19 protein-coding genes are annotated in these 19,349 nt (G+C 61.8%); 14 read left to right on the top strand and 5 right to left on the bottom strand.

All coding sequences use genetic code 11. The features are described from left to right. Nucleotides 1–2 precede the first annotated feature (2 nt). The 5 genes from Q0899_RS16190 to Q0899_RS16170 are packed head-to-tail and all read left to right on the top strand — an operon-like array spanning nt 3 to nt 6,406. Entirely contained in the window at nt 3–689 is a 687-nt protein-coding gene (locus Q0899_RS16190; RefSeq protein WP_298295694.1) for a CbtA family protein, read from the top strand. Beyond that, nucleotides 690–1,760 (top strand): cobalamin biosynthesis protein CobW, encoded by a 1,071-nt coding sequence (gene cobW / locus Q0899_RS16185; RefSeq protein WP_298295692.1) that lies wholly within the window; start codon nt 690–692, stop codon nt 1,758–1,760. Continuing rightward, nucleotides 1,757–2,203 (top strand): GNAT family N-acetyltransferase, encoded by a 447-nt coding sequence (locus Q0899_RS16180; RefSeq protein WP_299194145.1) that lies wholly within the window; start codon nt 1,757–1,759, stop codon nt 2,201–2,203. Before cobW ends, Q0899_RS16180 begins: the two co-directional genes overlap by 4 nt. Nucleotides 2,204–2,244: 41 nt before the next feature. Beyond that, on the top strand, nt 2,245–5,937 hold the full coding sequence (gene cobN, locus Q0899_RS16175; RefSeq protein ID WP_299194143.1) for a cobaltochelatase subunit CobN: 3,693 nt from the start codon (nt 2,245–2,247) through the stop codon (nt 5,935–5,937). After that, the gene (locus Q0899_RS16170; protein WP_298360441.1) at nt 5,930–6,406 is read left to right on the top strand and encodes a GNAT family N-acetyltransferase; all 477 of its coding nucleotides are present in this window, start codon (nt 5,930–5,932) and stop codon (nt 6,404–6,406) included. The genes cobN and Q0899_RS16170 overlap by 8 nt, the downstream gene beginning before the upstream one ends. On the opposite strand, the gene Q0899_RS16165 is transcribed toward Q0899_RS16170, so the two are convergent. After that, entirely contained in the window at nt 6,396–6,686 is a 291-nt protein-coding gene (locus Q0899_RS16165) for a hypothetical protein (RefSeq protein ID WP_299194140.1), read from the bottom strand. The two genes, Q0899_RS16170 and Q0899_RS16165, sit on opposite strands and share 11 nt — an antisense overlap. A 120-nt stretch (nt 6,687–6,806) precedes the next feature. On the opposite strand from Q0899_RS16165, the gene cobO reads away from it, so the two are divergent. Then, nucleotides 6,807–7,424 (top strand): cob(I)yrinic acid a,c-diamide adenosyltransferase, encoded by a 618-nt coding sequence (gene cobO / locus Q0899_RS16160; protein ID WP_298295682.1) that lies wholly within the window; start codon nt 6,807–6,809, stop codon nt 7,422–7,424. 301 nt (nt 7,425–7,725) lie between these two features. Here the strand turns inward: cobO and Q0899_RS16155 are convergent, their stop codons facing one another. Then, nucleotides 7,726–9,390 (bottom strand): thiamine pyrophosphate-binding protein, encoded by a 1,665-nt coding sequence (locus tag Q0899_RS16155; protein ID WP_299194130.1) that lies wholly within the window; start codon nt 9,388–9,390, stop codon nt 7,726–7,728. A gap of 117 nt (nt 9,391–9,507) precedes the next feature. On the opposite strand from Q0899_RS16155, the gene Q0899_RS16150 reads away from it, so the two are divergent. Next, nucleotides 9,508–10,056, top strand: coding sequence for an NAD(P)H-dependent oxidoreductase (locus Q0899_RS16150; RefSeq protein WP_298360445.1), 549 nt, complete (start codon nt 9,508–9,510; stop codon nt 10,054–10,056). Here Q0899_RS16150 and Q0899_RS16145 read toward each other — a convergent pair. After that, nucleotides 10,053–10,457 (bottom strand): VOC family protein, encoded by a 405-nt coding sequence (locus Q0899_RS16145; protein WP_299194115.1) that lies wholly within the window; start codon nt 10,455–10,457, stop codon nt 10,053–10,055. The genes Q0899_RS16150 and Q0899_RS16145 overlap by 4 nt on opposite strands. After that, a complete protein-coding gene (locus tag Q0899_RS16140; RefSeq protein WP_299194104.1) occupies nt 10,454–11,497 on the bottom strand; it encodes an FAD-dependent oxidoreductase in 1,044 nt (347 codons plus the stop codon). The genes Q0899_RS16145 and Q0899_RS16140 overlap by 4 nt, the downstream gene beginning before the upstream one ends. A 50-nt stretch (nt 11,498–11,547) precedes the next feature. Here Q0899_RS16140 and mnmD point away from each other — a divergent pair, with 50 nt between their 5' ends. Together mnmD and Q0899_RS16130 are read left to right on the top strand one after the other, a co-directional pair. Further along, entirely contained in the window at nt 11,548–12,219 is a 672-nt protein-coding gene (mnmD, locus tag Q0899_RS16135; protein ID WP_299194096.1) for a tRNA (5-methylaminomethyl-2-thiouridine)(34)-methyltransferase MnmD, read from the top strand. After that, nucleotides 12,216–13,094: a DMT family transporter gene (locus Q0899_RS16130; RefSeq protein ID WP_298295670.1), complete on the top strand. Its 879-nt coding sequence runs from the start codon at nt 12,216–12,218 to the stop codon at nt 13,092–13,094. The genes mnmD and Q0899_RS16130 overlap by 4 nt, the downstream gene beginning before the upstream one ends. Here the strand turns inward: Q0899_RS16130 and Q0899_RS16125 are convergent. Next, the gene (locus Q0899_RS16125; RefSeq protein WP_299194093.1) at nt 13,066–14,994 is read right to left on the bottom strand and encodes a lytic transglycosylase domain-containing protein; all 1,929 of its coding nucleotides are present in this window, start codon (nt 14,992–14,994) and stop codon (nt 13,066–13,068) included. The genes Q0899_RS16130 and Q0899_RS16125 overlap by 29 nt on opposite strands. A 156-nt stretch (nt 14,995–15,150) precedes the next feature. On the opposite strand from Q0899_RS16125, the gene dapA reads away from it, so the two are divergent. From dapA to Q0899_RS16100, 5 genes are all read left to right on the top strand, one after another. Then, on the top strand, nt 15,151–16,023 hold the full coding sequence (gene dapA / locus Q0899_RS16120; protein WP_299194091.1) for a 4-hydroxy-tetrahydrodipicolinate synthase: 873 nt from the start codon (nt 15,151–15,153) through the stop codon (nt 16,021–16,023). Next, nucleotides 15,927–16,442: a GNAT family N-acetyltransferase gene (locus Q0899_RS16115; RefSeq protein ID WP_299194089.1), complete on the top strand. Its 516-nt coding sequence runs from the start codon at nt 15,927–15,929 to the stop codon at nt 16,440–16,442. The genes dapA and Q0899_RS16115 overlap by 97 nt, the downstream gene beginning before the upstream one ends. Next, nucleotides 16,442–16,915, top strand: a complete 474-nt coding sequence (gene smpB / locus Q0899_RS16110; protein WP_298295970.1) for an SsrA-binding protein SmpB — start codon at nt 16,442–16,444, stop codon at nt 16,913–16,915. Before Q0899_RS16115 ends, smpB begins: the two co-directional genes overlap by 1 nt. A 305-nt stretch (nt 16,916–17,220) precedes the next feature. Then, a complete protein-coding gene (gene sseA, locus Q0899_RS16105) occupies nt 17,221–18,069 on the top strand; it encodes a 3-mercaptopyruvate sulfurtransferase (protein WP_299194087.1) in 849 nt (282 codons plus the stop codon). 3 nt (nt 18,070–18,072) lie between these two features. Next, nucleotides 18,073–19,257 carry an amino acid aminotransferase gene (locus Q0899_RS16100; protein ID WP_298360461.1) on the top strand — a complete coding sequence of 395 codons (1,185 nt, stop codon included), beginning with the start codon at nt 18,073–18,075 and terminating at the stop codon, nt 19,255–19,257. Nucleotides 19,258–19,349 lie beyond the last annotated feature (92 nt).

The raw sequence follows: 19,349 nt of genomic DNA, 5'->3' as shown, positions 1-19,349 counted from the left end.
AGATGCTTCGCCAAATATTGACCAGCGCCGTGTTCGCTGGTGTTGGAGCAGGCGTGCTTGCCGCGCTTCTTCAATTATGGCTCGTGGTCCCGTTGATCATGGAGGCCGAACTTTTTGAATCCGGCCAACGGGTGCATTTCGCAACCGATGGCTCCACGCAATCTGATCGCGGCGCACCTTCCGTCTGGGAAGAGCCGCTGCGCCACATCTACACCATCGGGTTCTCGGCTGTGACCTTCACGGCTTACGCGTTTTTCATGGTTGCGGGCTTCGCACTCGCCACCCGCGCGGGACATGAGATCACCGCCAAGCGGGGAATGGTCTGGGGCCTGTGCGGTGCCATTGCCGTTGTCATCGCGCCCGCCATCGGGATGCCGCCGGAACTGCCCGGCGCCATCGGGGCGGAAGTTGTTCCGCGCCAGGTTTGGTATCTCTCTTGCGTTGTGTTGACCCTGATCGGCCTGACCCAGATCGCGTTTGACGGACGGTCGCGCGTTTGGATCACCGCGCCAATCTTCCTGCTGGTCCCGCATCTGATGGGCGCGCCGCATCTCGACACTTACTTTGGCGTCGCGCCGTCTGAACTTGCATCCGAATTTGTCGCCCGCGTGATGGGCGTCGCCATGATCTCATGGGTTCTGCTGGGGCTGTTCGCCGCCCTGATCTGGACCCGCTCAGAGGAGGCATAAATGCCCGCAAAAATCCCCGCCACCGTCGTCACCGGCTTCCTTGGGGCCGGCAAAACCACCCTGATCCGCCACATGCTGCAAAACGCCAATGGCAAGCGCATCGCGCTGATTATCAACGAGTTTGGTGATTTGGGCGTTGACGGCGACATCCTCAAAGGCTGCGGCGACGAGACTTGCACCGAGGACGACGTGATGGAGCTGTCCAACGGCTGCATCTGCTGCACCGTGGCCGACGACTTTGTGCCCACGATGGAAAAGCTGTTGGCCCGCGAGAACAAGCCCGACCACATCGTGATCGAGACGTCTGGTCTAGCCCTGCCGCAACCGCTGGTGCGCGCCTTCAACTGGCCCGAGATTTCGACCCAAGTCACCGTGGACGGCGTCGTCACCGTGGTCGACGGCAAAGCCGTGACCGAGGGCCGCTTCGCCCATAACGTCGCCGCCGTGGACGCGCAGCGCAAGCTGGACGAAAACCTCGACCACGAAACGCCCCTGTCGGAGCTGTTCGAGGATCAGGTCGCCTGCGCGGATATGATCGTGGTCAACAAATCCGACCTGCTGTCAGAGGACGAAAGCGCCGCCCTGGTGGCCAATCTGAAATCTGAGAGCCGCGACTCTGTGCAGGTGGTCAAAACCTCTATGGGCAAGCTGCCGGTCGATGTGCTGCTGGGCCAAGGCGTGGGCTCGGAAAACGACCTCGACGCCCGCCACGAGGTGCATCACCACCACCATGACCACGACGATGATCACCATGATGACGACCATCATCACCACGAGCACGACCATGACGAGTTCGAAAGCTTTGTGGTCACCCGCCCTGAAATTGCCGACCCCAAGGCCTTTGCCGAGCAGGTCGCAGATGTCATTCGTCAACATGACATCCTGCGCCTCAAAGGCTTCGCCGCCGTGGCGGGCAAACCCATGCGCCTGACCCTGCAGGCCGTGGGCCCGCGCATCGACACATATTTCGACCGGCCATTTGCAGCAGATGAATCCCGCCAAACCCGGCTGGTGGTGATCGGCCAAGCAGGTCTTGACCACGCCGCCATAGACGCCGCGCTCAAAGCATGATCGTCGAGGCCGGAGACCCCAAAGACCCCCAAGCAACCGCGCTGCTGAAACAAAGCCACGCGCTGATGCAGGATCTGTTCGAGCCGGAGGAGAACTACTTCCTCGACATCGACGAGCTCTGCGCGTCCAACATCCGCTTCCTCGTCGCGAGGGACGGCGACACCATCACCGGCACCGCCGCACTGGCCATCAAAACCAGCTACGCCGAGGTCAAATCCATGTTCGTCGACCCAGACCGTCGGGGGCAAGGCATTGCGGACAGGCTTATGGAAGCGCTCGACCAGACCGCCAAGGCCGAGGGCATCAAGACCCTGAAACTCGAAACCGCCCACAAACTCGCCGCCGCCGTCAAGCTCTATGCCCGCCACGGCTACACCGAATGCGCGCTCTTCGGTGACTACGAGCCCAACCAAACCAGCCTCTTCATGGAAAAGCACCTTTAGCTTCGTTTTGGCAAAAATACTCACATCCTGAGGCCTCAAAAATGCACCTCCTCGCCGCCACTCCCGGAAGCATCGACGACGGCACCGAGCCTGTTGATCTGGGCCAGACGCCTGCTGATGTGGTGTTCATCTCCGCCGCCGATACGGAGCTTGCTGCGCTGTCAGAGGCCCGGGGCGAGATGGTCAACCCGCCCACCCTGCGCCTAGCCAACCTGACCCATTTGCAGCACCCGATGTCGGTCGATCTGCATATCGAGGCCTGCGCCACCAAATCCAAACTCGTCATCGCGCGCTGCCTCGGCGGGTCCGGCTACTGGAAATACGGGCTGGAACAATATGCGGCCCACCTGCATGACGCAGGCGTCCCTTTTGCAGCCCTGCCCGGCGACGACAAACCAGACGCCGAGCTGCGCGGCCTGTCCACCGTCAGCGCCGAGGACTACGACGCTCTTTGGGCTCATATGGTCGAGGGTGGCCCGGCGAATGCCGCCAATTTCCTCAGCTACGCAGGCGCAATGCTGGACGGCTCCGACAGGCCCCAAGCCGCGACCCCTCTTTTAAGGGCAGGCGTCTATTGGCCCGGCGCAGGCGTGTCCGACCTCGCCACGGCGCAGGCCGCATGGACCAAAGGCGCGCCCACCGTGCCGCTGATCTTTTACCGCGCGTTGGTGCAAGGCGCAGGCCTTGCCCCGATCAACCGCATGGTGAAATCGCTTCTGCGCGAGGGGCTGAACCCGCTGCCCATTTTCGTGGCCTCCCTTAAGGACCCGGTCAGCCAAGCGACGTTGCAGACGCTCTTTGAGCAAACCGCACCAGAAATCATCCTAAACGCCACCTCTTTCGCCGTAGGCTCCCCCCATGACGGCGACCCCGCAACGATGAACCCGCTGGTCCATGCGTCGGCCAACGCCTCCCCCGTCTTCCAGGTGGTCTTCGCCGCGTCATCCGAGGCCGCGTGGGAAGAGGGGCAGTCCGGCCTTTCCGCCCGCGACATCGCGATGAATGTCGCCCTGCCCGAGGTCGACGGCCGCATCCTGACCCGTGCCGTCAGCTTCAAGGGGGAGGCCTTCTTCGACGAAGCCACCGAGTGCCCCATCGCCACCTACCGCGCGCGCGGCGACCGGATCAGTTTCGTGGCCAAGCTTGCCGCCAACTGGGCCAAGCTGCGCCGCAGCTCGACCGAAAACCGCAAGGTCGCGCTGATCCTCGCCAACTACCCCAACAAGGATGGCAGGCTCGCCAATGGCGTCGGTCTCGACACGCCCGCCTCCACAGTCGGTGTGTTGGCCCTGCTGAAAGAAGCGGGCTACGACACCGCGCCTCCCGCCGATAGCAAAGCCCTGATGGACCAGATCATGGCCGGCCCCACGAACTGGCTGACCGACCGTGCCGAGACCGAAGGCGGCGAAACTCTACCGCTGGACACCTACAAAACCGAGTACGCCAAGCTGCCCTATGCCACCCGCCAACGCATCGAAGACCGCTGGGGCTTACCGGATGCCGACCCGTTCTTTGCAAATGGCGGTTTCAAACTGTCCATCCACCGCTTCGGCAACGCCGTCGTCGGCCTGCAACCCGCCCGCGGCTACAATATCGACCCGACGGAGACCTACCACTCCCCTGACCTCGTCCCCCCGCACAATTATCTGGCCTTCTACTTCTGGCTGCGCTCGGATTGGGGCGCGGATGCCATCGTGCATATGGGCAAGCACGGCAATCTGGAATGGTTGCCCGGCAAGGCGACGGCTTTGTCAGACGAATGCCTGCCTGAGGCGGTGCTCGGCCCGATGCCGCATGTCTACCCGTTCATCGTAAACGATCCCGGCGAGGGCACGCAGGCCAAACGCCGCGCACAGGCGGTGATCATCGACCACCTGACCCCGCCGCTGACGCGGGCCGAGACCTACGGACCGCTGCGGGACCTCGAAGCGTTGGTTGACGAATACTACGAGGCCGCAGGCGTCGACCCGCGTCGCATCACGCACCTGCGCAAAGAAATCTTAACCCTGACCCAAGCCACCGGTCTGGATGCCGATGTCGGCATGAAGGGTGAAGATGAGGACGGCGACCTGGCCAAATTAGACGCATATCTTTGCGAGCTGAAAGAGGCGCAGATCCGTGACGGGTTGCACATTTTCGGCACAGCGCCCGAGGGCGATCTGGCCCGCGACCTGACCATTGCTCTGACCCGGGTGCCACGCGGTGACGGGGCAGGACGCAATGCCTCGCTGATCCGCGCGATTGCCGATGACCTGGCGCTGAACTTTGATCCGCTCGATTGTGACATGGCCGCGCCTTGGGCGGGTCCCCGACCTGACGTGCTTGCACATGTCTCCCAAGATAGGTGGCGCAGCCACGGTGACACGCTGGAGCGCATTGAGTTGCTGGCCATCCAACTGGTGCGGGATGGCGGGTGGGGCGACGGCGTTAGCCGAGCGTCAACCACCATCCTGACGGAGATCGCCAACCATATCCGTCCAACGGTCAACGCGTGCGGGCCCAAAGAGGGGGCGGGCCTCCTCAGCGCCCTCAAGGGGCACTTCGTCGCCCCGGCACCTTCCGGCGCCCCGACACGGGGCCGCCTTGATGTGCTGCCCACCGGGCGCAATTTTTTCTCCGTCGACAGCCGGGCGGTCCCTACCCCCACCGCGTGGGCCTTGGGTTGGAAATCGGCCAACCTGCTGATCGAGAAACACCTGCAAGACCATGGCGACTGGCCCCGCGCGATGCTGTTGACCGCATGGGGCACCGCCAACATGCGCACCGGCGGCGACGACATCGCGCAATGTCTGGCGCTGATGGGGTGCAAGCCGAAATGGGACAGCGCCAACCGGCGCGTCACCGGCTTCGAGATCCTGCCTCAGGGCGTGTTGGGCCGCCCCCGCGTTGACGTCACTTTGCGGGTCTCCGGCTTCTTCCGCGACGCCTTCCCGCAGCAAATAGCGCTGGTGGACAGTGCCGCCCGCGCCGTCCAAGCCTTAGATGAACCGGACGATCTGAACCCCGCCGCCGCCCGCGCGAGGCAGGGCGAAAACCCGTCACGCGTCTTCGGCTCCAAGCCCGGCGCCTACGGCGCGGGCCTGCAAGCGATGATTGATGAACGGCTGTGGGCAGATAAATCCGATCTGGCGGAGGCCTACTTAGAATGGGGCAGCTACGCCTATGGAAAAGACGGCGAGGGCATACAGGACAAGCCCGCCCTGACGGCGCGGCTTTCCCAGGTCGACGCCGTGGTGCAAAATCAGGACAACCGGGAACATGACCTGCTGGATTCGGACGACTACTACCAGTTCGAGGGCGGCGCTGCGGCGGCGGTCAGCACGTTGCAAGGCACAGATCGGCCCATCTATCACAACGACCATTCCCGGCCCGAACGCCCGGTCATCCGCACGCTTGAAGACGAGATTGGCCGCGTGGTCCGCTCCCGCGTGGTGAACCCAAAATGGATCGAAGGCGTCAAACGCCACGGCTACAAGGGCGCGTTCGAGATGGCCGCAACGCTGGACTATCTCTTCGCCTTCGCGGCCACCACCGGCGCGGTGCGCGGTCACCACTTCGATCTGGTGCACCAGGCCTTCTTGGAAGACGACGACACCCGCGACTTCATTGCAGAGCATAACGCGCCCGCCCTGCGCGAGATGGCGGAGCGGTTGAACGAGGCGATTGAGCGGGGGCTTTGGGTCCCAAAATCCAACTCGGCCCGAGCGCTGCTGAGTGAGCTCGCTAATGGATGACGTCACATGGGTCTTTGCCAACTACGACTGGGACGCAGTGCTCAAACTGCTGCAAGACAGTTTCGCCTATATGGACGGGCGCATTGACCCGCCCTCTTCGGTGCGCAGGCTGACAGCGCAACAGATAGCCGATTTCGCATGTGACGAGCAGTTGCTCGTGATTGAAAACGGCAACAAGACCCCCGTGGCCTGTGCATTTTTGTCGGAAAAACCCGATTGCATCTATATCGGCAAGCTTGCCGTGGCCAAGCGCTATCGGGGACGGGGGTATGCCAAACAGCTGATTGCCTATGCTGAAAAGATGGCGCGCAACCAAGGGTTCTCCTATTTGGAGCTTCAAACCCGCATCGAGCTGACAGAAAACCATGTAGCCTTCGCGCGGTATGGCTTTCGCAAAACCGCTGAAGGCCGGCATCCCGGTTTTGAGCGGACCACAGAAATCACCATGCGCAAATTGGTTAGCAAATGAGGTCCGCCTTGATGAGCGCCACGTCGCCACTAAGCGATCCACGCACCGCTTTGCAGCCACTGGCCAGCTCCATCGCGAGTGCGGCGCTGGCAAACACCTCCGCGCGTGGCGGCCTTAGCGCGAAATTCGTCCGGTATGCCTCTGCCCGGGTGCGGGTGTGGTTCACGGTGAAACTATATGCGCCAACCGATTGTCGGGAATTCGTGCCGCCCCAAACCTCAACCCCCGGGGTGCTGCAAGCAGCGATACATGCGGTCAATGCCAAGAGGAAAAATCTCATTGGGGGTCCTGCCAGTCTGGGACGACGCTTAAGGACTAGGTCACATCTCTTAAGAAAGGGTTACCGCTTGCATCCCGCATTGACGTCACCCACAGTTTTCGCAACCTCAGGAGCCAGCAGATGACAGACAAGCCAGAAGACCTCGACCGCCACGCGATGAAAATGGCCAAGAAGAAAGCGGCCCGCGACAAGATTATGGCTACCAAGACCGACAAAAAGGGGTTGGTCATCGTGCATACCGGCAAGGGAAAAGGCAAAAGTTCCTCTGCCTTCGGCATGATCTTCCGCTGCATCGCGCATGACATGCAATGCGCCGTGGTCCAGTTTATCAAGGGCGGCATGTCGACTGGCGAGCGTGACCTGATCCTCGACAAATTCTCCGACAAATGCGCCTTTCACACGATGGGCGAAGGCTTTACCTGGGAAACCCAAGACAAATCCCGCGACATCGAAATGGCGTCTGCCGCCTGGGAAAAGGCCAAGGAGCTGATCCGCGACCCTGCCAACAAAATGGTGTTGCTGGACGAGATCAACATCGCGCTGCGCTATGACTATATCGACGTGAATGACGTGGTCGCCTTCCTGCGCGATGAAAAACCTGAGATGACGCATGTCGTACTGACGGGTCGCAACGCCAAGGAGGACTTGATCGAGCTGGCCGATCTGGTCACGGAAATGGAGTTGATCAAACACCCGTTCCGCTCCGGCATCAAAGCCCAGATCGGCGTCGAATTCTAACCTCTCATTAAGGTTAACGCGCCCCGACCGAGAGAGGATTTCCGGCTTCATCTTGGCAAAAATATGCATTTGGATCATCCCAAGCAGGACGGTCCGCATGTTTTCTTGCCTCCGGCGGGCATATTTTTACCAAGATGAAACCAGAATCGATGTGTCTGAGCTGGCGGTACAGGGTGGCAACCCGATGGCCGTCCAAGGTGAAGCAACGGCATATCGCTGGCTTCTTTTGCTTGGGGAGCGGCGATGTCTGCTCCCCAAGGACCTCTTTACGGCGGCGCGTTAACCTTAATGGGGAATTGAATTAACCGGAACCTAGCCCAAGAGCACGTGTCTCGCTGACGCTGAGCCCGGTGGACAAAACCTCGTCATCCAATTGCAACTCGATCACGGCGAGCGTTTTTGCGGCTTTCGCCTCGTTGAAGGCGCTTTCGAAATCTTCGGTGCGGGTCACCGTCGCGCCCCATCCGCCGTAGCTGCGGGCCAGTGCGGCGAAATCTGGGTTGGCGATCTGCGTGCCGGACACCCGCGCGGGATAGATTTTTTCCTGGTGCATCCGAATGGTGCCGTATTTGCCGTTGTTGACCACCAGCACAATCACCGCCGCGCCGTGTTGGATGGCGGTGGACATCTCGTTGCAGGTCATCTGAAAGCACCCGTCGCCTGCAAAGCAGATCACGTCCCGGTCGGGGTGTTGCAGCTTGGCGGCAATCGCGGCGGGGAAGCCATAGCCCATGGACCCGGATGTCGGCGCGAGCTGCGTGTGCATCTGTTTGAACCTGAAATACCGGTGCAAGAAGGCCGCGTAGTTGCCGGCACCATTCGTCAGGATCGCATCATCTGGAAGGGTGTCGGACAGCCATGTGGTTACCAGCTCCATTTTCACGGGGCCCGGTGTTTCCAGCGGCATCTGCCAATCCAAATAGGACCGGCGCGCCGCGTCGCGCCAGCCGCTCCATATTGGCGCGGTTGGTGGGGTCAAAGACCCAAGCTGCGCCACCATGCTGGCGCTGTCGGCTGCAATGGCGAGATCGGGCGCGTAGATATGGCCCGGCTCATCCGGGTCGCTATGCACGTGCAGGATGCGGGTGCCATGAGCCTCGGGGTTCAAGGTGGTGTAGCCGTTGGTCATGATGTCGCCGAGGCGCGAGCCAAGCACCACCAGGCAATCTGTCTCTGCCAAAAGGGCGGCAAGTTCCGGGTTCATTCCAACGCTGAGATCGCCCACGTAACATGCATGTCGGTTGTCGATGTGATCCTGCCTGCGGAACGGGACCGCCACCGGCAGGTGCCAGGCGGCGGCGAAGGCTTGCAGGTCCATTTGCGCCTGCGCCGACCAGACCGACCCGCCGGCAATGACCAGCGGTTTTTCGGCCTTCGACAGCGCCTTGGCAATCAGATGCGCGTCGCGGTTGGTGGCGGTTTGGCTGGCGATGCGTGCTTTGGGGCGGTCGGGGACGGTGGCCTGCGCCGACAGCATGTTTTCCGGCAGGGCCAGCACCACCGGCCCCGGGCGGCCGGAGCGGGCCAATTGGAACGCGCGGGCGATGTATTCGGGCAGCCGTTCGGTTGTGTCGACCTCCGCCACCCATTTCACCAGCGGCGAGAACAGGCGCTTGTAGTCGACTTCCTGAAACGCCTCGCGGTCGCGATGCGCGATATCGATCTGGCCCACAAAAACCACCATGGGCGTTGAATCCTGCATCGCAACATGGATGCCCGACGACGCGTTGGTGGCCCCCGGGCCGCGCGTGACAAACAGAACGCCTGGTTGGCCGGTCAATTTGCCATGCGCCTCTGCCATCATCGCGGCACCGCCTTCCTGGCGGCAAACCACGTTCTGAATGCCGCTGTCATAGAGCCCGTCCAGCGCCGCCAAAAAGCTTTCGCCAGGGACGGAGAACACCCGCTCGACGCCCTGAATAGCCAGCTGATCCGCTAGAATTTTGCCGCCATGCCTCGGTTCCATATGCCGCTCCGTAAGAAACTTCGCGCCATTCTTTTGCCCATCGCGTGGATAATGCAATGACAAAGCGGCGTGGCGCGCTACCGTTGCCAAAACACAAACTCCAAAAGGACCAACACCATGGCGACATTCGACCTGCTGGGCATCTCCGGCTCCCTGCGCAAGGGCTCGTTCAATCGCAAGCTGATCCGCGAAGCCGGCCGCATTGGCGGGGCCACCAGCTTCATCGAAGCCGATCTGTATTTGCCGCTGTATGACGGCGATCTTGAGGAGGCCAAGGGCATCCCCGCCAGCGTGCAAACCCTGTCTGACCAAATCGCCAATGCCGACGCCGTGGTGATATCGACGCCGGAATATAACAAAGGCGTTTCGGGGGTTTTGAAAAACGCGCTAGATTGGGTCAGCCGGACGGAGGGCACCCCTTGGGCGGACAAACCCGTCGCCCTGATGTCTGCCACGGCGGGCCGCGCAGGCGGCGAGCGGGCGCAGTTCGATTTGCGGCTCGACATGGTGCCGTTCCGCGCGCGCCTGATCCAGGGGCCGGAGGTGCTGGTGGGACAGTGTTCTGCACAGTTTGAAGAAAACGGCCAGTTGAAAGAGGGCAGCTACACCGACTTCATGGGCAAGCTGATGGACGCGCTGAAGGCCGAGGTGGCATTGGCCCGTTAGGCGCGGTTGCTGATCTCGATCAAATTGCCGTCCGGGTCCCTGATGTAAAGCGACACGATGGGGCCGGTGGCACCGGTACGGGCGATCGGGCCCATCTCAATTGCGGTGCCGGACTTGCCGAAATGCTCCTGCCATTGCGGCAGGGGCGTCTCGCTCAGAAAACACAGGTCGGCGCTGCCGGGCGTCGCGTGCTTGGCCTTCGGTTCAAACTCAGCGCCCACCTGATGCAGGTTGATTTTCTGCGACCCGAATTTCAGCGCCACCCGGCGGGAGCCGTCCGCCGGACGAAATTCCTCCGCCGTCATGCCCAGCACGTCCTCATAGAACCGGATGGTGGCGGACAGATCGGACACGGTCAGCACCAGATGGTCGAGCGCTCGCAGCTTGGGTGTGGACGTCATGTCAGCGATGCCTCCGGCTTGAAGCTGTCGGGAATTGTATCGCGGCCCTCAAGGATCAGGTCGGCCATCACCTCCCCCACTTTAGGAGCCATGCCGAAGCCGATTTTGAAACCACCATTTGCGATGAAGGCATCGGGGTCCAGCGGGTGCCCGCCGATCATCGGCGCGCGGCTTTTGGCGCGCGGGCGGATGCCGGCCCAACGCGCCAACACCGGCGCGCCAGCGAGCACCGGAAACGCAAGACGCGCGCGGCGCAAAATGTCGTCAAGCCGTCCGTCCGTGGAGGTGGGGTCATCAAACTCCCGCTCGCTGGTGGACCCGATTGCAACGGTTCCGTCGAGATGGGGCACGATATGCAGCGCGTCGGCGAAAAGCTGCGGCTGGCCAATCGCGTCATGGTTCAGCAACACCGCCTGCCCTTTGACGCCGTTGCCGACTGGTTGGTCCATCTCTTTGGCGATTTCCAAGAGGCCTTCATAGCCGGTTGCGTGAACCACCTGACCGCGTGCTTCGCCGTCGCCCAAAATTATCTCACCGCCACGTGTGGTGATGGCTGCAGCAAGTGCGGAAAGAGCTTGGCGCGGGTGGATATGGGCGCTGAGCGTGTCGCGGATCAGCCAGCCCGTGGGGCTTGGCGGCTCCCAGGTGGTGCCAGCGCTTTGGTCGACAGACCAATGCGCCAAATTTTTCCAAAAAATTTGCGCCCCTTTGGATCGCGCCCGCGCCAAGTCCAGCCCCTTGTCGTCCATGACCGGCTGCACCCGCCCCGTGCGCATGTAGCCCGATGGCAGACCCGACACAGTCTCGACTTCCGGCCACCAGTCACGCGCCATGATCAGGCTGTCGAACTGAAATTGCTTCTTGTCGTTCCAGTTTTCTGGCGTATGCGGCGCCAGCGCTCCCACAATGCCGCCTGACGCCCCTGCCCCGATGGCGCGGCGTTCAATGACCCGCACCTTCGCGCCGCGTTTCAGGCAAGCCCATGCCACCGACAGGCCGAATACACCGCCGCCGCGCACTGTAATTTCTGGCGTGGACAAGGTGCGGCTCCTTCATCATTGTCGGCGTGTTTAACCTAGGGCAATCGCAGATGAACGACCAGCGGGCAGAGCTAAAATGGCGCGACGGCGGTGTGCCGGTCTCGACCCGGTTTGACGACCCGTATTTCAGCATTGACGACGGGTTAGCCGAGACGCGGCATGTGTTTCTGGCGGGCAACGACCTGCCCGCACGGTTTACGGACGGATTTCACATCGCAGAACTTGGGTTCGGGACCGGGTTGAACCTGCTGACCGCGTGGCAGGCTTTCCTGGACAGCCGCACCTCCGGCAAGCTGCATTTCACCAGTTTCGAGGCCTTCCCCATGACACAGGCCGACGCCAAGACCGCTTTGCGGGCCTTTCCGACCCTGGCGGATTTGGCGGAGCCACTGCTGGAGGCATGGAGCGAGACGTCATTCATCCTCGACACGGACACTCTGCGCGCCGAAATCGTCATTGGCGACGCGCGCGACACCGTGCGCGCGATGCGTCACGACGCCGATGCGTGGTTTCTGGACGGCTTCTCACCGGCCAAAAATCCTGAACTGTGGGGCGACGAGCTGATGCAGGAGGTTGGCTGGAAGACAGGCCCGGGCGGCAGTTTCGCCACCTACACCGCCGCAGGCCACGTGCGCCGCGCGTTGGAAGGCGCGGGCTTCACCGTCGAGCGCGTGCCGGGCTTTGGCCGCAAGCGGCACATGAGCGTGGGACGGCTGGCATGAGTGACACCAAACGCGGCATCTGGCTGATGGTGCTGACCATGCTGATTTTTGCGATGCAGGACGGCATCTCCCGCTATCTGGCGGGGGAGTACAACGTCATAATGGTAGTGATGGTGCGCTACTGGTTCTTCGCGGCCTTCGTGCTGACGGTCAGCGCCAAGCGGGCGGGGTCCATCGCCAATGCGGCGCGCACGAAACAACCCATCCTGCAATCTTTCCGGGGCCTGCTGCTGGCCGCCGAGGTCTGCGTCATGGTGTTGGCCTTCACGCTTTTGGGCCTGATCGAAAGCCTCGCCATCTTCGCCAGCTACCCGCTGATGGTGGCCGCCTTGTCCGGCCCGATCCTGGGAGAGCAGGTCGGCCCTCGCCGCTGGATCGCCATTACCATCGGCGCGATAGGGGTGCTGATCATGCTGAAGCCGGGGCTTGGGGTGTTCAGCCCTTATGCGCTGGTTGCGATCCTGTCGTCGCTGATGTTTGCGCTCTATTCGCTGCTAACGCGCTATGCGGCGCGGCTGGACAAGGCGGAGACGTCCTTTTTCTGGACCGGCACGATGGGCTGCATCGGCATGACCATCGTCGGCATCTGGTATTGGGAGAACATGACCGCGCCGGATTGGGGCTGGATGCTGATCCTGTGCATCACCGGCGCCACCGGGCATTACCTGCTGATCCGCGTCTACGAGCTGGCGGAGGCGTCAGCCGTGCAGCCTTTCGCCTACCTGCAACTGGTCTTTGCCTCGGTCATCGGGGTCACGGTGTTCCACGAAACCATCGAATGGAACATCGCCACCGGGGCCGCTTTGGTCATTGCGGCGGGGCTGTTCACCTTGTGGCGGGCGCAGGTCAGCGCCGCAGATCCTCCGTCAAAGTGACCGCAGGCACCTCGCCCGTCAGCCGTGCGCGGTAGGGCAGGAAGCTTTCCGTGACGCGCATTACGTAATTGCGGGTCTCGTTGAAGGGCAGGTTTTCGATCCAATCGACAATGTCGATATTCGGATCGCGCGGGTCGCCGTAGGCGTCCGACCACCGCGCGGCCCGCGACGGCCCGGCGTTATACCCAATCGACATCAGCACCGGGTTGTCCTGATACCGCCCGCCGAGCCCCGCCAGATAGGCGGACCCCAGCCGCGCGTTGTATTCAGGGTCGGTGTGCAGGCGGCCCAACGCGTATTCCTCGCCCAGCTGCCCCGCCACTTCCTTGGCGGTGCCGGGCATCAACTGCATCAAACCGCGCGCACCAACGGGGCTGATCACCACCGGGTCAAACTCGCTTTCGCGCCGCGCGATGGACAGGGCGAATTCCTCTGCCACTGGCAGGTCCATGCCCGCAGGGGTGGCGACGGGGAAGTAGGTCTTGAACATCTCCAACCCCTCGCGGGCCGCCTGTTTGGCCAGCATCAGCGCGATATGTGGCTCGCCCAGCTCTAACGCCAGATCACCCAACTGCCCTTTTTCGACGCGCGAGCGCTGTTCGGACAGGTGTACGAAGAATCGTTCTGACAGGTCGCGCAGCCCCGCCTTTTGCAACATCATTGCGGCCTTGAAGACCGAAGAGGCCGTGAAAGATGCGCCGCGCCAATCCGGGAATTCTTCTTTGCCGGTCATCTCATCTGGTGCATTCAGCCCCGCACGTTCGGCGGCCAGCTGCCCGTAGAAAGAAGACTGGTAATTTGCGCCGAATGCGTAAGCCGTGCGCGCGGCGTCAGCCTCGCCTGCGTCCTCGTAAGCCCGACCCATCCAGTAGCCCGCGCGGCCCAGCGAGATCGGCGTTTCCACCGCACCCTCGAACCGCTTGAAATGATCCAATGCCTGTTGCGGCGCGTCCAGACGGCGCAGGGCGATGAAGCCAGACAACCATTCCAGATCGGCGAAGTCCGACCCATCCGTCAGGTAGTGCGAAGACGCCACGGCGTAAGCCTGCGCGTCTTTGCCGTCGCGCAACAGGTCTCGCGCCAACGTTCGACGGCGCTTGGCCCAGACCTCGGGCTGGCCCAATTCTTCTAATGAGATCGAGCGTTCCAGAATGATATCAACGGCATCTTCCCGCCCCTTGCGGGCGCGCCACAGGAACCGTTCAAATGCCAACCCAGGGTCGTCTTGCAACGTCTCGGGCACCGCCTTGATCAGGTCGTCCACGCCGGGAACGCGGCTGCGCAACCCAATGCGCGCCTCCGCCAGCTTGCGCCAGTCATCGCTGACCAAAGGCAGCATACGCGCAATCGCCAGATCGCTGTCGCGCCACAACAGCATGTCCATCCGCGCCTCGTGCAAATCTTCGATGGTCTTGCCGTTGCGTTCTACAAAGGCCGCGTGTTCGGGGCCGGACAGGTTGAAGGTCAGCCAAGCACGTTTCAGTTCCGCCGCCGCCTCGACCCCTCGGCCCTTGGCGATCAGCGCCTCTGCGAAGCGCAGGCTGCCGGTGCCGGTTTGCGGCAATTGGTTGGAAAAGTAGCTGATCACCTGCGTCGGGTTGGACCCGCGCGGGATGTCGTATTCGCAGCGCAAGCGCAGCAGCTTCAGGCCGGGCCAGTCGTCGTTGCGCTCCAGGAAATCAATACATTCGCCAAAGCTGCCCTGCCGTCCTCGCAGCCTGACCCAATCTACCAGATCACGGGCCACACGGTCGGTGACGCGAGGCCGCAGCGCGTCAACGCGCGCCCAATCGCCCTGCCCACCGGCAGACAGCGCGTCGACCAGCGTGCCGGCGTCCTGCGCGCGCAGCGGCAATGCGGCCACAAGGGCAACGATCAAAATCTGAACAAATCGGAGCACATGCCCCTCCCACCAACGGATAAAACGCCTTGAGCCATGTAACTTAGCGTCCAAACGCGGCCCAGCAAACACACAAACTTGGCAACAAACTTGCTTGCGGCTAGGTTCCGCCGAGTCTATCCGGCCTTTGTCACTAGAAACCAAGGAGTACGTGTCATGTTTAAGGGATCTATGCCCGCGCTGATCACGCCGTTCGCAAACGGCGCAGTGGATTTTGACGCGCTCAAACACTTGGTAGACTGGCATGTTGAACAAGGCTCGCACGGGCTGGTGCCAATGGGCACAACCGGCGAAAGCCCTACGCTGACGCATGATGAGCATGACGCGGTGGTTGAAACCGTGGTCAAAGCCTCCGCCGGACGTTTCCCGGTAATCGCAGGTGCCGGGTCCAACAACACGGCGGAAACCGTGCGGCTGGTGGAACATGCCAAAGCCGTCGGCGCGGATGCCGCGTTGGTGGTCACGCCATATTACAACAAACCCACGCAGCGCGGGTTGATCGCGCATTACCTGGCCGCCGCCGAGATCGGCCTGCCGATTTTCATCTATAACATCCCCGGACGTTCCGTCATCGACATGACGCCCGAGACAATGGGTGAGTTGGCGAAACACCCGATGATCATCGGCGTCAAAGACAGCACCGCCGACATGGCGCGGGTGTCACAGCAACGCGCTCTGTGTGGCGAAGACTTCTGCCAGATGTCGGCAGAAGACGCCTCTGCGCTGGGGTTCTTTGCGCATGGCGGGGTCGGCTGCATTTCGGTGACCGCGAACGTGGCCCCGAAGCTCTGCGCCGAATTTCAGAACGCTTTGGCCGCTGGCGACTACGCCAAGGCGCTGACCTACCAAGACAAGTTGATGCCGCTGCACGAAGCCATCTTCACCGAGCCCGGCCTCATCGGCGCAAAATACGGTGCGTCGGTCCTTGGCAAATGTTCCGACGAGGTGCGGCTGCCGCATGTGGGCCTGGAAGACAGCACCAAAGCCAAGATCAAGGCGGCGATGCGCCATGCGGGCCTGATCAACTGATCCTGCGTCCCTACAGCGACGACGATCTAAGCGGCCTCCTGACCTGTTGGGAGGCCGCAATTCGTTCCGCCTCCCCCAAGCTGCCGGAACGCTTTATCCTCGCGGAGCTAACCAACATCCGACAAAGCTACCTGCCCAAGGTGCAAACCACCGTGGCCGAGAACGGCCAAATACAGGGCTTCATCTCGATGCTCGGCACCGAGGTCGCCGCGTTGTTCGTGCACCCGTTTGAGCAACGTATGGGGCTGGGCGCGGCCTTGCTGGGCAGCCAAGACGCGCAATCGCTGGAGGTGTTCGAGGCCAACACCCCAGCCCGCGCTTTCTATGCCAAACACGCCTTCCGCCAGACCGGCACCCGCATGCACGAAGAAGCTGGCCTCATGTTGTGCTGCATGACCCGAGCGCCTATATCCAGCTGATGGCCAAGAAAGACCAAAATCCAAACTACAAGGTGATCGCGGAGAACCGTCGCGCGCGCTACGACTATGCCATCGAGGATGACATAGAATGCGGCATGCTGCTTGAAGGGTCCGAGGTCAAATCCCTGCGCACCGGCAAGGCGCAGATCACCGAATGCTACGCCGCCGTCGAAGACAACGAGCTGTGGCTGGTCAACAGCTACATCCCCCCCTACGCGCAGGCCAAGACCTTCCAGCATGAAGAACGCCGCCGCCGCAAATTGCTGGTCTCCAAGAAGGAGCTGGTCAAGCTGTGGTCGGCCACCCAACGCGAGGGCATGACGCTGGTGCCGCTGGTCTTGTATTTCAACCACAAGGGGCTTGCCAAAATGAAGATCGGCATCGCCAAAGGTAAGAAGAACCACGACAAGCGCGAGACGTCAGCCAAGCGCGACTGGAGCCGCCAGAAGGCGCGGCTGATGAAGGAGCATTAGCGCGTGTTGCCATTCGTTGTTCTTGCCTGCACAGCCGTCATTCTATGCAATCTGACTGCAGTGGTCCTTAAGCCCCTCCATTTGGGATTCATTGCCAACACTTTTCTAGGAGCCGTCCTCAGCGCAGGGAGCGCAGTCTTTCTTGCGAAGGTCATAGAGCCTGATTTGATTGTAGTGGGTTTAAGCCTCATTATCCCGCTGTCCGCTATGATCTGCATAAGCTTCTTTCTGAACCGCAGCGCCTGCTAGACTCCCTGCCGCCCTCAATATACCACTCGACCCTGACCCAACATGGCAGGTGAGACATGTCCGACGACCCGCAAACCCTCGTAAGCACCGACTGGCTGGCCAAGCATATCAAGGACCCCGATCTGCGCGTCATCGACGCGTCATGGTACCTGCCCGACATGAACCGCGACCCGAAGGCCGAATACGATCGCGGCCACATCACCGGCGCACGGTTTTTCGATATTGACGAGATTTCGGACACGCGGTCGTCGCTGCCACACATGGCCCCGCCGGTCGAAAAATTCATGTCCCGCCTGCGTGCCATGGGCGTCGGCGACGGGCATCAGGTGGTTGTCTATGACGGGGCAGGCATGTTCTCTGCCGCACGCGTGTGGTGGCTGTTCCGGTTGATGGGCAAGACCGACATTGCGGTGCTGGACGGCGGGTATCCCAAATGGGTCGCAGAGGGGCGCGAGACGGAAGACCTGCCACCGATGCTGAAAGAACGCCACATGACCGTGCAACGCCAGGCCCATCTGGTGCGTGACGTGACCCAGGTGGCCGCCGCCGCCAAGCTGGGCGATCACGCTATTCTTGATGCGCGCGGCCCGGCGCGGTTTGCGGGTTCTGAGCCTGAACCACGTGCGGGTCTGCGCGCCGGCCATATCCCCGGATCGACCAATGTGCATTACGCCACGCTTTTGAATGATGATGGCACCATGAAAGCTATCCCGCAGCTGAAAACCATGTTCGAAGCCTCCGGCGCGGACCTGACCAAGCCCGTCATCACCACCTGCGGGTCGGGGGTGACGGCGGCAATCCTCTCACTCGCGCTGGAACGCATTGGCCACCGCAACCACTCCCTTTATGACGGGTCATGGGCCGAATGGGGCCAGTTTGACCAACTTCCAATCGAAACCGGATAAGACATGCTCGAAAACCTTCAGCCGCAACCCGCAGATAAAATTCTGGCGCTCATGGCCGCCTACAAGGCCGACCCGCGCGAGGCCAAGGTCGATCTTGGCGTCGGCGTCTATAAAGACGCCACCGGGCTGACCCCGATCATGCGCGCCGTCAAAGAGGCGGAAAAGCGGCTGTGGGAAGTCGAAGACACCAAATCCTACACCGGCCTCGTTGGAGACGTGAATTTTCACCACGCCATGCGGGACCTGATCCTTGGCGAAACCGTGGCGGTCGAAAACTTCGCTGCCGCTGCAACGCCCGGTGGCACTGGTGCGATCCGTCAGGGGTTGGAATTGATCGGGATGGCTTCCCCCGATGCGACTGTCTGGATTTCCGCGCCCACATGGCCGAACCACCCGTCGATTATCAAATATCTCGGCATGAACATGGCCGAATACCGCTATTTCGACGAGGCGGCCCGCGCAGTCGATTTCAACGGCATGCTGACAGATCTGTCGAACGCAAAACCCGGTGACGTGGTGCTGCTGCATGGTTGCTGCCACAACCCGACCGGCGCCAACCTGAATGCGCAGCAATGGCAGGAGATCGCGGATCTGCTGCTGGCCAAAGGGCTGATCCCCTTCGTCGACATCGCCTATCAGGGCTTTGGAGACGGGCTGGAGGCCGACGCTTATGGCGTGCGCCACCTTGCCAAAACCCAGCCGGAATTGCTGATCGGTGCAAGCTGCTCAAAGAATTTTGGCGTCTACCGCGAACGGGTCGGCATCCTGATGGCCATCGCGCAAGACACGGCTAAAACCGATCTCAACCAAAAGACGCTGGCCTTCCTGAACCGTCAGAACTTCTCCTTCCCGCCCGATCACGGCGCGCGGCTGGTGACGATGATCCTGACAGACCCCGCGTTGCGCGCCGATTGGGCAGCGGAACTGGAGGACGTGCGCACCGGAATGCTGAAACTACGCCAGATGCTGGCGACCACGTTGCAAAAACGTACTGGGTCTGACCGCTTCGGTTTCATCGCCGATCACCGCGGCATGTTCTCCCGCATCGGGGCGACGCCGGAACAGGTCGAGGCTATGCGCGTCAGCCACGGCATCTACATGGTCGGCGACAGCCGCATGAATATCGCGGGCCTGAACGAGGCGACGATCCCCACTTTGGCCGACGCTATCGTCGAAGCCGGGGTCTAGGCCCCGCTTCTATAGAAACCTTTCGCCGCCGCAGGTGGGGCATCGGCCGGTCTTGCGGCCCATGCATCCTGTGCACATGCCAAATTTTGGGC

The sequence above is a fragment of the uncultured Litoreibacter sp. genome (assembly GCF_947501785.1).
In the GTDB taxonomy this organism is placed as follows: Bacteria; Pseudomonadota; Alphaproteobacteria; order Rhodobacterales; family Rhodobacteraceae; genus Litoreibacter.
This window is presented reverse-complemented; position numbering and strand designations above follow the sequence as displayed.

Bases quoted from the DNA above. Each gene is read 5' to 3' on its own strand.
- Q0899_RS16190 (WP_298295694.1), top strand. From the start codon at position 3: ATGCTTCGCCAAATATTGACCAGCGCCGTGTTCGCTGGTGTTGGAGCA.
- cobW (WP_298295692.1), top strand. From the start codon at position 690: ATGCCCGCAAAAATCCCCGCCACCGTCGTCACCGGCTTCCTTGGGGCC.
- Q0899_RS16180 (WP_299194145.1), top strand. From the start codon at position 1,757: ATGATCGTCGAGGCCGGAGACCCCAAAGACCCCCAAGCAACCGCGCTG.
- cobN (WP_299194143.1), top strand. From the start codon at position 2,245: ATGCACCTCCTCGCCGCCACTCCCGGAAGCATCGACGACGGCACCGAG.
- Q0899_RS16170 (WP_298360441.1), top strand. From the start codon at position 5,930: ATGGATGACGTCACATGGGTCTTTGCCAACTACGACTGGGACGCAGTG.
- Q0899_RS16165 (WP_299194140.1), bottom strand. From the start codon at position 6,686: ATGAGATTTTTCCTCTTGGCATTGACCGCATGTATCGCTGCTTGCAGC.
- cobO (WP_298295682.1), top strand. From the start codon at position 6,807: ATGACAGACAAGCCAGAAGACCTCGACCGCCACGCGATGAAAATGGCC.
- Q0899_RS16155 (WP_299194130.1), bottom strand. From the start codon at position 9,390: ATGGAACCGAGGCATGGCGGCAAAATTCTAGCGGATCAGCTGGCTATT.
- Q0899_RS16150 (WP_298360445.1), top strand. From the start codon at position 9,508: ATGGCGACATTCGACCTGCTGGGCATCTCCGGCTCCCTGCGCAAGGGC.
- Q0899_RS16145 (WP_299194115.1), bottom strand. From the start codon at position 10,457: ATGACGTCCACACCCAAGCTGCGAGCGCTCGACCATCTGGTGCTGACC.
- mnmD (WP_299194096.1), top strand. From the start codon at position 11,548: ATGAACGACCAGCGGGCAGAGCTAAAATGGCGCGACGGCGGTGTGCCG.
- Q0899_RS16130 (WP_298295670.1), top strand. From the start codon at position 12,216: ATGAGTGACACCAAACGCGGCATCTGGCTGATGGTGCTGACCATGCTG.
- dapA (WP_299194091.1), top strand. From the start codon at position 15,151: ATGTTTAAGGGATCTATGCCCGCGCTGATCACGCCGTTCGCAAACGGC.
- Q0899_RS16115 (WP_299194089.1), top strand. From the start codon at position 15,927: ATGTTCCGACGAGGTGCGGCTGCCGCATGTGGGCCTGGAAGACAGCAC.
- smpB (WP_298295970.1), top strand. From the start codon at position 16,442: ATGGCCAAGAAAGACCAAAATCCAAACTACAAGGTGATCGCGGAGAAC.
- sseA (WP_299194087.1), top strand. From the start codon at position 17,221: ATGTCCGACGACCCGCAAACCCTCGTAAGCACCGACTGGCTGGCCAAG.
- Q0899_RS16100 (WP_298360461.1), top strand. From the start codon at position 18,073: ATGCTCGAAAACCTTCAGCCGCAACCCGCAGATAAAATTCTGGCGCTC.